This is a genomic window from Salinibacterium sp. SWN1162, assembly GCF_015864675.1.
Classification (GTDB): domain Bacteria; phylum Actinomycetota; class Actinomycetes; order Actinomycetales; family Microbacteriaceae; genus Rhodoglobus.
This window is the reverse complement of sequence record NZ_JADYWT010000003.1, coordinates 213897-227133: the sequence shown is the minus strand read 5'-3', so window position 1 is coordinate 227133 and position 13237 is coordinate 213897. Positions and strand designations below refer to the sequence as shown.

The 13237-nt window shown below is 62.2% G+C and carries 13 protein-coding genes and 1 pseudogene; 8 read left to right on the top strand and 6 right to left on the bottom strand.

What is annotated here, in order from left to right; genetic code table 11:
* Positions 1–12: 12 nt before the first annotated feature.
* Genes I6E58_RS12455 through xseA form a run of 4 tightly spaced genes read right to left on the bottom strand, consistent with a single transcriptional unit; the run spans position 13 to position 2783 of the window.
* The gene (locus tag I6E58_RS12455) at positions 13–654 is read right to left on the bottom strand and encodes a carbonic anhydrase (protein ID WP_129073266.1); all 642 of its coding nucleotides are present in this window, start codon (positions 652–654) and stop codon (positions 13–15) included.
* Complete coding sequence (locus tag I6E58_RS12450) at positions 651–1298, bottom strand: DUF4245 domain-containing protein (protein WP_197134179.1); 648 nt, start codon at positions 1296–1298, stop codon at positions 651–653. The genes I6E58_RS12455 and I6E58_RS12450 overlap by 4 nt, the downstream gene beginning before the upstream one ends.
* Positions 1298–1543: an exodeoxyribonuclease VII small subunit gene (locus tag I6E58_RS12445; RefSeq protein WP_129073268.1), complete on the bottom strand. Its 246-nt coding sequence runs from the start codon at positions 1541–1543 to the stop codon at positions 1298–1300. The genes I6E58_RS12450 and I6E58_RS12445 overlap by 1 nt, the downstream gene beginning before the upstream one ends.
* 19 nt (positions 1544–1562) lie before the next feature.
* Entirely contained in the window at positions 1563–2783 is a 1221-nt protein-coding gene (xseA, locus tag I6E58_RS12440; RefSeq protein WP_197134176.1) for an exodeoxyribonuclease VII large subunit, read from the bottom strand.
* A 135-nt stretch (positions 2784–2918) separates the two neighbouring features.
* On the opposite strand from xseA, the gene I6E58_RS12435 reads away from it, so the two are divergent.
* Positions 2919–3971, top strand: a complete 1053-nt coding sequence (locus I6E58_RS12435; protein WP_197134418.1) for a 4-hydroxy-3-methylbut-2-enyl diphosphate reductase — start codon at positions 2919–2921, stop codon at positions 3969–3971.
* The gene (locus tag I6E58_RS12430) at positions 3971–4516 is read left to right on the top strand and encodes a DUF6264 family protein (protein ID WP_197134173.1); all 546 of its coding nucleotides are present in this window, start codon (positions 3971–3973) and stop codon (positions 4514–4516) included. The genes I6E58_RS12435 and I6E58_RS12430 overlap by 1 nt, the downstream gene beginning before the upstream one ends.
* Positions 4517–4607: 91 nt before the next feature.
* Here I6E58_RS12430 and fbaA read toward each other — a convergent pair whose 3' ends face one another.
* Positions 4608–5633 carry a class II fructose-bisphosphate aldolase gene (fbaA, locus tag I6E58_RS12425; RefSeq protein WP_129073271.1) on the bottom strand — a complete coding sequence of 342 codons (1026 nt, stop codon included), beginning with the start codon at positions 5631–5633 and terminating at the stop codon, positions 4608–4610.
* Positions 5634–5845: 212 nt separating this feature from the next.
* Here fbaA and glpX point away from each other — a divergent pair, with 212 nt between their 5' ends.
* The gene (glpX, locus tag I6E58_RS12420; RefSeq protein WP_197134170.1) at positions 5846–6835 is read left to right on the top strand and encodes a class II fructose-bisphosphatase; all 990 of its coding nucleotides are present in this window, start codon (positions 5846–5848) and stop codon (positions 6833–6835) included.
* A gap of 52 nt (positions 6836–6887) precedes the next feature.
* On the opposite strand, the gene rmuC is transcribed toward glpX, so the two are convergent.
* Positions 6888–8201, bottom strand: a complete 1314-nt coding sequence (gene rmuC / locus I6E58_RS12415) for a DNA recombination protein RmuC (protein WP_197134167.1) — start codon at positions 8199–8201, stop codon at positions 6888–6890.
* Positions 8202–8369: 168 nt separating this feature from the next.
* On the opposite strand from rmuC, the gene I6E58_RS12410 reads away from it, so the two are divergent.
* From I6E58_RS12410 to I6E58_RS12390, 5 genes and pseudogenes are all read left to right on the top strand, one after another.
* Positions 8370–9290 carry a LysR family transcriptional regulator gene (locus tag I6E58_RS12410; RefSeq protein ID WP_197134164.1) on the top strand — a complete coding sequence of 307 codons (921 nt, stop codon included), beginning with the start codon at positions 8370–8372 and terminating at the stop codon, positions 9288–9290.
* Positions 9291–9421: 131 nt separating this feature from the next.
* A complete protein-coding gene (locus I6E58_RS12405) occupies positions 9422–10918 on the top strand; it encodes a CoA-acylating methylmalonate-semialdehyde dehydrogenase (protein ID WP_129073275.1) in 1497 nt (498 codons plus the stop codon).
* Between the two features lie 73 nt (positions 10919–10991).
* Complete coding sequence (gene ychF / locus I6E58_RS12400; RefSeq protein ID WP_197134161.1) at positions 10992–12068, top strand: redox-regulated ATPase YchF; 1077 nt, start codon at positions 10992–10994, stop codon at positions 12066–12068.
* Between the two features lie 27 nt (positions 12069–12095).
* Positions 12096–12686, top strand: a complete 591-nt coding sequence (locus I6E58_RS12395) for a hypothetical protein (RefSeq protein ID WP_197134158.1) — start codon at positions 12096–12098, stop codon at positions 12684–12686.
* Positions 12687–12776: 90 nt separating this feature from the next.
* Positions 12777–13189, top strand: a pseudogene (locus tag I6E58_RS12390) (DUF933 domain-containing protein); the annotation flags it as partial.
* Positions 13190–13237: the final 48 nt, after the last annotated feature.

The following is a 13237-nucleotide window of genomic DNA, read 5'->3' as shown; positions in this document are numbered from 1 at the left end:
GTGGTGGAAGCGTTAGACCGTGCCGATGACGAGGTCGGGGACTGCCCGGCCTTCAAGCAAACGGTAGTTGGCGCCTACTACGGCAAGCGTACCGTCGGCCACAGCGTCGCTGATGAGTTCAGAAGCGTTCATCAGTTCGAGGATGGTGGCGCGCAAGTGAATGCGCCCGACGTCGTAGGCGTTGATGTTCGCAACCTCGACAGAACCGGTGTCGCTCCCGGCGACGCGACGCACGGCAGGCACGATTTTGGAGATGAGCGACTGGATGTGTGGGGGCAGTGCCGGAGCGTCTTCCGTCTGCGATTCGATGGCAGCAGCAACCGCGCCGCACTCGTCATGACCCAGTACGAGAATGAGTGGCACGTGGAGAACGCTCACGGCGTATTCGAGAGACCCGACAACGGAGCTCGAAATGACTTGGCCGGCGTTACGCACGACGAAGAGATCGCCGAGACCTTTGTCGAAGATGATTTCGGCGGCGAGACGCGAGTCGCTGCAGCCGAAGAGTGCCGCGTGAGGAGCTTGCTCGTTAGCGAGCTCGGTGCGGCGTTCGACGTCTTGACGGGGGTGCGCGGGCTCGCCAGCGACGAAGCGATCGTTGCCACGCGACATTTCTTGCCAGACTTGGGCGGGGGTTCTGGTGGGGTTCGTCATTGCGCCTCCGAGTCGGCAGCAATCGCTGCAGCGAGTAGTTCGAATTCTGCATCGGCAGCGGTGCCGTGGAGCACGACGGTGCTGCCGGCAATCTCTGCCGACATTGAGTATGCGTAGTTTCCGGTGTCAGCGGAAGAGCGGCGATCGTAAATTGTCCACTGGATGCCGTCGATGGTGGTCGTCTCGGTGGCGAGAGCGCCATCGGTCACAATGCCGAGCCAGGTCGGGTTCGCGTCGATACCCTGCTCGAGCGCAATGAACTGAGCCGAAGCGGAGTCAGTGGCCGCCGTGATGAAGCCGATGTACCAGGTCTGAACGGATGACGTCGTGCCGAGTCGTGCCGAGTTTGAGTACCACTCGTCGGGCGTTGCCGGCGCGAGCAGCGGCTCGCTGGCATTGGTTTGGGCGTCGGCCGCGATCTGTTCGTAATCGGCCGTGACGGGAGTCTCGGTGCTCGGGCGCACCACGACAAGCACCAAGAACAGCACAATGACGAGCGAGGCGAGGGTCGCACCTACGAGGTTGAGTAGCGTTTGGTTTGCACGGTGCTTGCGGGAGGTCTCGGCCTTGCGGGCAAAGGTCTCCTCGGGAGTTTCGGGGCGGCCTAATCCTGCGACCTCGCGCGGTTCGGTGCTCTTAGCCATTACTGGTTGTCGCCCGAATCGGCGTCGTCACCCAGACCGGCGGTGCGAGCGGCATCGAGGCGAGCGCGGGCACCCACGAGCCACTCTTCGCAGCGCTGAGCGAGAGCCTCGCCGCGTTCCCAGAACGAGAGCGACTGTTCGAGCGTTGCCGAACCCTGCTCAAGCTCGCTCACTACGGAGATGAGCTCATCCCGAGCCTCTTCATAGCTGAGCTCGCTGACGGGGGTTTCGTTGGGGGTAGCCACGATGTAATTCTACTGTTCTCTAGTGGTCTGCCGGCTGGCCGGAGACGGTGGTGGAAATCTTGCCGTCGGCGACGGTGAGCAGTAGCTCCGTGCCATTGGGGGCGTCGGCGGTGGAGCGCACTGCGGTGCCGTCGGGCAGCTGCGCAATCGCGTAGCCGCGCTGCAAAGTTCGTTGCGGGGAGAGGGCACGCAGCTGGCCCGTGAGCTCGGTGACGCCCGAGTGAGCCTTCTCGATCGCGCGTTCCATGAGTTCGTTGCTGCGCGAGACATAGCGTGACAACTCATCGGCGTGCGCGTCGACGAGCGACACCGGGTTCGCCAGCACGGGGCGCGTGCGCAGCGACTCCAGGCGATCACCTTCATGGCTCAAGCGTTGCGTGATGCGCAACCGCATTCCGGCGCGCGCTTGCTGCACGCGACTCAACTCTTCTGCGACATCCGGCACGACCCGCTTCGCCGCGTCGGTGGGGGTGGATGCTCGCAAATCGGCAACCTCGTCGAGCAGCGGCCGGTCGTTCTCGTGACCAATCGCCGACACCAGCGGAGTCACGCAGGCCGCAGCCGTGCGGACTAACGCTTCATCGCTGAACACGAGCAGGTTCTGAAAATCGCCACCGCCGCGGGCGACGATGATGACGTCGACCTCGGGGTCGGCATCCAATTCGCGGATGCCCTGCGACACCTCGTTCACCGCACGCTCTCCCTGCACCGCTGCATGCGCAGTGCGAAACTTCACGGCGGGCCAGCGCAGCTGAGCGTTGCGAATGACGTCTTTCTCAGCGTCGCTGTCTTTGGCGGTGACCAGCCCGATGCAATTGGGCAAGAACGGGAGCGGCTTCTTGTGCTCGAAGAGACCCTCGTCGCGCAGCTTCTGGCGCAGCAACTCAAGCTTCTCGAGAAGGTCGCCGAGGCCAACATGGCGCATCTCGAGCACCTGCATCGTGAGCGTGCCGCCCTTGACCCAGTAGTTGGGCTTGACGAGCGCAACAACGCGATCGCCCTGCTTGAGATCTTTGGGCAGCTTGGTGCGCACCGACGACCAAATGGTGAACGAGATGGTGGCATCCACTTCAAGGTCTTTGAGCTTGCCGTAGATGTTGCCGCCCGAGCCACCCCACTGGGTGATCTCGCCTTCGACCCACGCGGTGCCGAGTCGTTCAATCCAGCCGCGAATCTTCTGCGACAGTACCGATACCGGCCACGGCGTATCGACGGTGGGCGGGCCCTCTGTGATCGTCACCTAGCCTCCTCAAGCTTGTGTTTATAGGGTAGAGGATGCCGCTGATACTGCCCTCCGTTCGGCTTCCGTGCAGCAGTCTTCGGTAGAATCTTTTCTGTGAGCACCATTTCTAACGGAAGCGCCCAAGCGCTAGCGATGCCCCCGATGCCCGCCCGCCGAGAGCAATTGAAAGATTTGCCGGTTGCGGGCGCCAAGCGCGTGGTCTTAGCTGCCCCGCGCGGCTACTGCGCCGGCGTCGATCGCGCCGTCATCGCGGTAGAGAAAGCGCTCGCCAACTACGGTGCTCCCATCTATGTGCGCAAGCAGATCGTGCACAACATCCACGTTGTCACCACGCTTGAAGCACAGGGCGCCATTTTTGTGGATGAGGTTGAAGAAGTTCCCGAAGGGTCGACCGTTGTGTTCTCCGCCCACGGTGTCTCGCCTGCTGTCGTCAAGGGTGCCGCCGACCGCGAACTACACGCGATCGATGCAACCTGCCCGCTGGTGACCAAGGTGCACCGGGAAGCGACGCGCTTCGCTCGCGACAACTACCAAATCTTGCTGATCGGTCACGATGGCCACGAAGAGGTCGAAGGCACGATGGGTCATGCGCCCGAGCGCACCATCCTCGTCAACAGCCCGGCCGATGTGCCCAACATAGTCGTCGACAACACCGACAACCTCGTGTGGCTCTCGCAGACCACGCTGAGCGTCGACGAAACGATGGAGACGGTTCGCCTGCTGCGCGAACGATTCCCCACGCTGCAAGACCCGCCCAGTGATGACATTTGTTACGCCACTCAAAACCGCCAGGTCGCCATCAAGAAGGTCGCTGAAGACGCTGACCTCGTGATCGTGGTCGGTAGCGCGAATAGTTCCAACACGGTGCGTCTGGTCGATGTCGCTCTGGAGTACGGCGCCAAGGCCGCCTACCGCGTCGATTACGCAAGTGAGATCAAGCAGGAGTGGCTCGAAGGAGTCTCCACCGTTGGCGTGACCAGCGGAGCATCCGTTCCTGAAGTTCTCGTTCAAGAAGTGCTCGCTGACCTTGCCGAAGCGGGCTACGGCGACGTCTCGACAGTGGTCACCGCAGAGGAAGACCTGATGTTCTCACTGCCCAAAGAGCTGCGCACCGACGCCCAAGGCAACCCCGACGAACGTGGCCTCGGTGGCCGCAACCGCAAACTTGATTGGCAACAGGGTTAATGACTGATCCCCGCCCTCGCCCGAAATATGGCGAATACGCACCGCTGCCCCCAGCAGCGCCCGAAGGGGTGACTGAGCCCAGCACAGGCGCCCAGTACCCAGCCCCCACGTTGCACACGGCAGTGCCCCACGTAATTCCGGCGTCGGTGCCAGCCGCTCCACCCGAGCGCCCGCGGCGCATGTGGGATGTCCTGCTGACAGCCACGCTGCTGCTTTTTGGCGTCGTGGATGTCATCAACGGCTTCGGCACAGCCGCCAATCTTGGGCCGATCTTGCGCGAGGGCCTCGCGGCTCAAGGGTTTGACGGCTTTACCGCGGATGAGGCTGCCGCCGAGGCGGGAGCGGTCGCGAACATTGTGCGCGTCATCGCTCTCGTGCTCACGATTGTGTTTGCGCTCATCCAGATTCAACGCACGAAGATTGCCTTCTGGATTCCGCTTGTCGGAGCCACGATCGCGACAATCGCCCTGTTCGTGGCCATCTTTGTTGCCGTGCTGAGCGATCCCGGCTTCATGACCTACGTCGACAGCCTCCAGCAGCAGTAGCACTGCGCCACTAGTGCGGACCGCTGTTGTAGCACTGCCTTAACGACACATGGGGGCCGGCCCGAAGGCCAACCCCCATCTGTGGAGAAAGTTACTTGCTGGAGTGGCCAGCCGAACCCAGCTGCTGGGTGGCTTCGACAACGCGGAGGGCGAGAGCCGACTCTGCTGTTTTGCCCCAGGCGCGGGGGTCGTAGATCTTCTTGTTTCCGACTTCACCGTCGACCTTGAGGAAGCCGTCGTAGTTCTTCAGAACGCTGTCAGCGATGGAGCGGCTGTAGGCGTACTGCGTGTCAGTGTCGATGTTCATTTTGATGACACCGTTGGCAACGGCGGTCGCGATTTCTTCATCCGTTGATCCCGATCCACCGTGGAACACGAGGTCGAGCGGGTTCGCGTCGGTGCCGTACTTCGCGGCGATACCGGCCTGAATTTCGCCGAGCAGTTCCGGGCGAAGCTTTACGTTGCCGGGCTTGTACACACCGTGCACGTTGCCGAAGGTGAGGGCTGCGATGTAGCGACCCTGCTCGCCGAGGCCGAGCGCGTCGACGGTAGCGATGACGTCATCCAGCGTCGTGTAGAGGCTGTCGTTGATGTCGTGGCTGACTCCGTCTTCTTCTCCGCCGACGACGCCGATTTCAACTTCGAGAATCGAGTTGATGGCCTTCATGCGGGGGAGGATTTCGCGCGCGATCTCAAGGTTTTCGGCGAGAGGAACAGCCGAGCCATCCCACATGTGCGACTGGAAGATCGGGTTGCGACCGGCCTTCACCTCGGCTTCGGATGCCGCGATCAGCGGGAAGACGAAGTCATCGAGAGCATTCTTGGGGCAGTGGTCGGTGTGCAGCGCAACGGTGACCGGGTAGTTCTTGGCGACCTCGGTGACGAACGCGGCGAAAGCGAGTGCTCCCGAGGCGCGTGCCTTGACCGACTGGCCAGCGAAGTAGTCTGCGCCACCCGTGGTGACCTGGATGATGCCGTCAGAGCCAGCATCGCTGAGGCCCTGAAGCACGCCGTTGATGGTGGACGACGACGAAACGTTGATGGCGGGGTAGGCGAAGGAGTTCTTCTTCGCCTTGTCGAGCATTTCTGCGTACTGGTCTGGGGTTGCGACGGGCATTGTTGTCTCTCCTCATGCGGTACCGACTACCGCTCTGGTCCGGCTCGCCTCGATTCTAGCGACCTGCTCTGGGCGGGCGCGAACTGTTGCACGTTAGTGCGATCTCTGCGGTAACACCCGAGGCCGGCGCGATGATTCGGATAGGCTGGGGCTGCGCTGACCACCACCGGCGCGTCCCCAGTCGACCAACTCTCAACGAAGGATGCTCTCAGGTGAGTACAGAAACCGGCACGCTATTCCTCCATCCCGATCGCAACCTCGCTCTTGAGCTTGTGCGGGCCACCGAAGCGGCGGCGATTCGCGCCGTTCCCTTCATCGGTAAGGGCGACAAGCTCGCAGCCGATGGCGCGGCCGTTGATGCGATGCGCAAGTTCTTGGGCACCGTCGACTTCGACGGTCTTGTTGTTATTGGTGAGGGTGAGAAAGACAACGCACCGATGCTCTTCAACGGTGAGCACGTCGGCACCGGCCGCGGTCCCGCCTGCGACATCGCGGTTGACCCCATTGACGGCACTTCGCTCACCGCCGCCGGGCGCCAGAACGCAATCTCGATGATTGCTGTTTCTGACCGCGGCACGATGCTCGATGCCTCGACTGTTTTTTACATGGACAAAATCGTCACCGGTGCTGAGGGCGTTGGCGTCGTCGACATCCACAAGCCCATCGGTGAAAACATTCGTGCGCTCGCTAAGGCCAAGGGCAAAGCCCCCGAAGACATCGTGGTTGCGGTACTCGACCGACCGCGTCACGCTCAGCTCATCGAAGACATCCGTGCTGCGGGAGCCGGAACGCGCCTCATGCTCGACGGTGACGTTGCTGGCGGCATCAATGCGGCGCTGTACGGAACGCGTATCGACATGTGTGTCGGTATCGGCGGTAGCCCCGAGGGTGTTGCTACGGCCTGTGCGATCAAGGCACTCGGTGGCGAAATCCAGACGATTCTCTACCCACAGACTGACGATGAGCGCCAACGCGGTCTGGATGCCGGTCTCAAGTTCGATCACGTCTACACCGCTGATGAGATGGTGGCCAGCGACAACACCTTCTTCGTCGCGACGGGCGTCACCGATGGCGGACTCGTGAAGGGTGTGCGTCGCTACGGCCCCATCATCCGCACCGAGTCGATCGTCCTACGTTCGCACTCGGGAACGATTCGTCGTATTTCGGCGGACCACCTCGCGGAGAAGTGGCTCGACCACTAAAGACAGCCTTCAACTGGCGCGTTCTCCGTCTCGGAGAGCGCGCCAGTTCTCGTTAACGGCCGTCGCTATCGGTGGGCAGTTCGAGTTCCAATTCGGCCGCCGTGATGTGTTTCGGCGTGCCCTCGACCAGTTGGGTGTCGCCGATCACTTTCGATTCGTCGAGCGCGCTTAGCTTGCGGGCCGTCACGAGCACGCGGCTTTCGAGTGAGTTCGCGAACTGGTTGTAACTGTTAACGGTGGTGTCGATCGAGCGACGCAGCTTGTCGGCGTGCTCGGCGAGCGTCGCGAGGCGCTGGTAGAGCTCCTTGCTGAGGTCGAAGAGTGTTTTGGCCTGGTCGGTGAGCACGTCTTGCTGCCACGAGAACGCGACAGTCTTCAGCACTGACCACAGGGTGACGGGTGAGGCGAGAGCGACGCGCTTGTTGAAGGCGTAATCCATGATCGAGGGATCGGCTTCCATCGCCGACGACACGAGTGATTCACTCGGGATGAACGCGATCACGAGCTCGGGGGAGGCGTCGAGCCCGGCCCAGTAGGCCTTGCTTGCGAGAGTATCGATGTGGCCGCGCATCACCTTGACGTGTTGCTTGATAAGGGCTTCGCGGCGCGCGCCCTCTTCTCCGGTCGCAGTGACCGAGATTTGGCTCGCTTCCAAGAAAGCGGTGAACGGCACCTTGGCGTCGACCGCGATGTTCTTGCCGCCGGGAAGGTGAACGACCATGTCGGGGCGGCCGGCACCGGCATCCGAATTGATGCTCGACTGCAGGTCAAAGTCGACGCGCTCGATAAGACCAGCGGCCTGCACGACGTTGCGCAACTGGGTCTCACCCCAGACGCCACGAGTGGAGTTATTGCGCAGGGCAGACGCCAACGACTCGGCGGTGCTACGCAGGCGCTCCTCGGATTCCGTGGCCGATTTGAGTTGCTGGCTCAGTTCACCATGTTGCAGGCTGCGCTGCGACTCCAGCTCGGTGACCTTGTTTTGCATGGTGCGCAGTGTTTCTTGCACGGGAGTAAGGGCCTGCAGCACCTTCGACTCGCGCCGCTCGCGCTCGGCAAGAGCGGCAGCGTCGTCGCGCTGGCGATCAAGAGTCTCGCGGTACTGAAGCTGTAACGATGCGACTTGCTCGCGCAGGGCATCCGCTCGGGCTGACACAGAGGCCAACTCCGCTGCCAGCCGAGACTGCTGTTCGCGTTCGGCCGCCGTCACATTCGCGATCGCGGCCTGATGGCGTGCTTCGAGAACCTCGGGCGGCACCTGGCCGGAGGGCGCAGTCGCCCGCACGCGAGCAATCAGCAGGCCGACAACGACACCGAGCACGGCACCGACGAGTAGGCCAACGATGAGAGCAACAACAGGATCCATGCCGTCAGTGTGCCAGCCAGCACGGACATTCTCGGGAGGACCGCGCGAGCGGGGCGGAGAGGAGCGTTCGCGCGGCACTGAGAGGTGCGGGCCACGAAGGCGATCCACGAGTGCGAGCGCGCTCCACTAGCGCAGCGCTCATCCCCAACCGCCCCTACAGTTAAGGGCATGGCCAGCGACTCCGTGCATCCGCTCGATGTGAGCACCGACGATCTGCGGTACCTCATTGCTGTGGCGCGGGCGGGCCGGATGGTGTCTGCCGCCACTCTGCTCGGCGTCGACCACACGACCGTGCGTCGCCGTATCGATCGCCTCGAGGCCGCGCTCGGCGTACGCCTGCTCGACCGCGGCGCCGATGGCTGGGAACTCACCGCCATCGGCAAAGAGGTAGCCACTCGTGCCGCCGGCCTTGAGAACATCGTCGAAAACGTTGTGGGGGCGACCAGCGGGGGAGCCGACGAAGTGCGCGGCACCGTGCGCATCGTGGCGCCCGACGGCTTTGGGGCCACCTTTGTGACCGCAGCGCTCGCGGCGGTGCAGGCGGAGCATCCGTCCATCACGGTCGAGTTGGTCACTTCAACACGACCGCTCAGTCTGCGCGGTGCGGGCTTCGACCTCGCGATCACGATCGGCACAACGGCGACCTCGCGCCTCGCCTCCGAACCCCTCGCCGCCTACGCGCTGCGCCTCTACGCCTCGCCTGGCTATGTAGCTTCGCATCCGCCGATCCGTTCGGTGGCTGACCTCGACGCGCATCCGCTGGTCTTCTATGTGGATGCCCTGCTCACGGTTCGCGAGCTCGACCTTGCTCCGGTGCTCGGCGGCATGCGTGTGGGTTTCGGCTCGACGAGTGTGTTTGCGCAGCTCGAGGCCACGCGTCAGGGAGCCGGCATTGGGCTCCTGCACGCCTTCATGGCCGAGCCCGAACCGGGCCTCGTGGCCGTGCTGCCCGAGGAGGTCAGCTTCCGTCTGGAATTCGCGCTGTCGGTGCGAAAAGAGGCCGCGGATATTGAGGCCGTTCAGCTGGTCAGAGCCGCTTTACATCGCGAAGTTGCGCGTCGCGGTTCGGAGTTATTGCCCCTCGAATAGTGCGGCGCTAAGCCGGCCGATGGGGCCCCCGCACGGTCTGTGCGTTTTTGCAGATTGCCCGTGCACTAATAGGTCTTGATTGCAGATTTCAAAGGCTGCAGACTGGGGCTACTTCCGACGAAAGTAGGCCCATGTACTCCACGATTCCCCACTGGATCAACGGCGCCGCTACCGAGGGCGACTCGCCCAACCGTGGCGATGTCTTCAACCCCGCAACCGGTGCTGTCGCTCGCACGGTTCCTCTCGCATCCGTCGCTGACGTCAACGCTGGTGTTGCCGCTGCCAAGGCTGCGTTCCCCGCCTGGGGCAACACCTCACTTGCAAAGCGCACCGCTGTGATGTTCGCCTTCCGTGAGCTCTTCAACGCTCGCAAGGATGAGCTCGCTGCCATCATCACCGCCGAGCACGGCAAGGTTCTTTCGGATGCTGCTGGCGAGATCGCTCGTGGCCTCGAAGTTCTCGACTTCGCCTGTGGCATCGCTCAGCTCAGCAAGGGCGAGTACAGCGAAAACGTCTCGACCGGTGTTGACGTGTACTCGTTGCAGCAGCCGCTCGGTGTTGTCTCGATCATCAGCCCCTTCAACTTCCCGGCCATGGTGCCGATGTGGTTCTTCCCGATGGCTGTCGCCGCCGGTAACACTGTTGTGTTGAAGCCCAGCGAGAAGGACCCGTCCGCATCGCTCTGGATGGCAGAACTCTTCACCGAGGCCGGCCTTCCCGATGGTGTCTTCAACGTGGTTCACGGTGACAAGGTCGCCGTTGACACTCTTCTCGAGCATCCGGATGTCGCTAGCGTTTCGTTCGTTGGTTCCACCCCGATCGCTAAGTACATTTACGAAACCGCTGCCCACCACGGCAAGCGCGTTCAGGCTCTCGGTGGCGCCAAGAACCACATGCTGGTGCTTCCGGATGCCGACCTCGACCTCGTTGCCGACTCTGCCGTCAATGCCGGTTTCGGTTCCGCTGGCGAGCGCTGCATGGCCGTCTCGGTCGTCGTAGCTGTTGAGCCTGTTGCTGATGAACTCATCGCCAAGGTCAGCGAGCGCATGGCGACGCTGCGTACCGGTGACGGCACGCGCGGCTGCGACATGGGCCCGCTCATCACGGCCCAGCACCGCGACAAGGTTGCCAGCTACATCGAGATTGCGGAGACCGACGGCGCGACGGTTGTTGTTGATGGTCGCGGCATCGAGATCGATGGCGACGCTAACGGCTTCTGGCTCGGCCCGACGCTCATCGACAACGTATCGACCGACTCCGACGTCTACAAGCACGAGATCTTCGGACCGGTACTCAGCGTCATTCGCGTCGCCACCTATGAAGAGGGTCTCGAGCTGATCAACTCCTCGCAGTACGGGAACGGCACCGCGATCTTCACGAACGATGGCGGAGCGGCTCGTCGCTTCCAGCGCGAAGTTGAGGTCGGCATGGTCGGCATCAACGTACCGATCCCCGTTCCGGTGGCGTACTTCTCCTTCGGTGGTTGGAAAGACTCCGCGTTTGGTGACACGAAGGCGTATGGCCCCGACGCCATCCGTTTCTTCACTCGTCAGAAGGCTGTCACCAGCCGTTGGCTCGACCCCAGCCACGGTGGAATCAACCTCGGCTTCCCGCAGAACAACGGCTAACAACTAGCCTGCTTTACCTTCGCGATGGCGGTCCCGTTCCTCGGGGCCGCCATCGCCGGTAGGATTGATTCCCGTGGCTCTCACTATTGCAATCGTTGGACTCCCGAATGTCGGCAAGTCCACCCTCTTCAACGCTCTGACCAAGAACTCGGTGCTCGCCGCGAACTATCCGTTCGCGACCATCGAGCCGAACGTGGGCATCGTCAACCTCCCCGACCCGCGCCTCAAGGTGCTGGCCGGCATCTTCGGCAGTGAGCGCATCCTGCCTGCTCCTGTCTCCTTCGTTGACATCGCCGGCATCGTGCAGGGCGCCAGCGAGGGCGAAGGCCTGGGCAACAAGTTCTTGGCGAACATCCGCGAGGCTGACGCTATCGCTCAGGTCGTGCGCGGCTTTAGCGACCCGGATGTTATTCACGTCGACGGCAAGGTTGATGCGGCATCCGACATGGAGACCATCAACACCGAGCTGATTCTCGCCGACCTGCAGACCGTCGAAAAGGCTGTTGCTCGGTACGAGAAGGAGCTCAAGACCAAGCGCGTTGAGCCTGCTGTTCTCGAGGCCGCGCTCGCTGCGCAGGCGTTCCTCAACGAGGGCAAGCCCCTGTCTGAGGCCACCAAGATTGAACTCGAGCTGATCCGCGAACTGGGTCTACTCACCTCCAAGCCGTTCATTTACGTTTTCAACGTGGATGAAGCGGTGCTGGGCAGCACCGAGAAGCTTGCCGAATTGGCGGCCCTGGTTGCCCCCGCGAAGGCGATCTTCCTCGATGCCAAGTTGGAGGCCGAGCTCATCGACCTCGACGACGAGGATGCAGCAGAACTTCTCGCGAGCACCGGTCAAGAAGAGAGCGGTCTCGACCAGCTCGCCCGCATCGGCTTCGACACTCTCGGTCTGCAGACGTACCTCACGGCCGGCCCGAAAGAGACTCGCGCCTGGACGATCCCGAAGGGTGCCAAGGCACCTCAGGCTGCCGGCATCATCCACACTGACTTCGAAAAGGGCTTCATCAAGGCCGAGGTCATCGGCTTCGAAGACCTCGTCGAGACCGGCTCCATCGCGGAGGCTCGCTCCAAGGGCAAGGCTCGCGTTGAGGGCAAGGAATACGTGATGCAGGATGGCGACGTCGTGGAGTTCCGCTTCAACAACTAGGGGGCAGGTGCTGAGGTTCGGTGAAGAGTGAAGCAGACGCAAGTTGATGAGGAATCTTCAAGCGGGAAGGGCCCTAGAGTTTACGGCCTTTTCGCGATGTCGCTGCTCGCTGTAGCTGTTATTGTCGTCGCGATCCTTTTCACATCTGCCTACGCCGCCGCCGCACTCATAAATCCTGTAGGCATAGCGATTCTGGGCATTGCGTTTTCGTTGGTCGCCCTGTGGATTGCTGCTTTACCGCCACAGGAGTCTGAACGCGTGGCCTGGTACCGACTTGCACGTCGGAGCGTTTCAGTTTGGTTGGGCATGGCGTTCGCTCTTGTTGGCGTGATATTGGCCCTTTCCTCGTTTCTGGGGCCCATTGTTTCGGCAGAGGACTCAACCTTTGTGTATTTGGCTCACTGGGTGCGTGCGATCGCGTTTTTCCAGCTCGCAGCCATTCTTGTTCTGTGCGTCGCGTTATTGCTCACCTTTCTGGTTGGGCTCGTGGTTTTCCTGATGGCGATGTGGCTATTGCGTTTTGTAGCGTTCGTGCTCATCATTGGTTCACTATTCGCGCTCATCGCGATTCGAATAGAAAAAAGCGAGACGGCTGCGCATTGCGACAAGATCAGCTAGCAAATTTCCCGCTAATCGGCAGTTGACTCACCTTTTGTCGTCGATGAACCGGCGCTGGGGCGGCTCCGACAAGATCGCTGAACCGGGCCACTAGTTGCTCCCGCGGAGTGCATCTTCCTCGATACCAAGTTGGAGGCCGAACGCATCGACCTCGACGACGGGGATGCCGCGGAGCTTCTCGCGGGCACAGGTCAGGACGAGAGTGGTCTCGACGAGCTCGCGCGCATCGGCTTCGACGCTTTCGCCCTGCAGGCCTAGCTCACGGCTGACCCGAATGAGACTCGCGCCCTGACGATCCCTAAGGGGGCCAAGGCGCCTCAGGCTGCCGGCGCAATCCACTCTGCCTTTGGAAAGGGCTTCATCAAGGCTGAGGCCATCGGCTTCGAAGACCCCGTCGAGACGGCCCCATCGCGAAAGCTCGCTCCAAGGGCAAGGCCCGCGTTGAGGGCAAGGAATACGTCATGCAGGGTGGCGGGGTCATGGAGTTCCGCTTCAACAACTAGCGAGCCCCAGCGAGATGATCGGCAGGTGGCCTGCTGTTCACGCTAGCA

Coding starts and splice junctions, on each gene's coding strand:
- I6E58_RS12455 (WP_129073266.1), bottom strand. CDS start 654: ATGACGAACCCCACCAGAACCCCCGCCCAAGTCTGGCAAGAAATGTCG.
- I6E58_RS12450 (WP_197134179.1), bottom strand. CDS start 1,298: ATGGCTAAGAGCACCGAACCGCGCGAGGTCGCAGGATTAGGCCGCCCC.
- I6E58_RS12435 (WP_197134418.1), top strand. CDS start 2,919: ATGCCCCCGATGCCCGCCCGCCGAGAGCAATTGAAAGATTTGCCGGTT.
- I6E58_RS12430 (WP_197134173.1), top strand. CDS start 3,971: ATGACTGATCCCCGCCCTCGCCCGAAATATGGCGAATACGCACCGCTG.
- fbaA (WP_129073271.1), bottom strand. CDS start 5,633: ATGCCCGTCGCAACCCCAGACCAGTACGCAGAAATGCTCGACAAGGCG.
- rmuC (WP_197134167.1), bottom strand. CDS start 8,201: ATGGATCCTGTTGTTGCTCTCATCGTTGGCCTACTCGTCGGTGCCGTG.
- I6E58_RS12410 (WP_197134164.1), top strand. CDS start 8,370: ATGGCCAGCGACTCCGTGCATCCGCTCGATGTGAGCACCGACGATCTG.
- I6E58_RS12405 (WP_129073275.1), top strand. CDS start 9,422: ATGTACTCCACGATTCCCCACTGGATCAACGGCGCCGCTACCGAGGGC.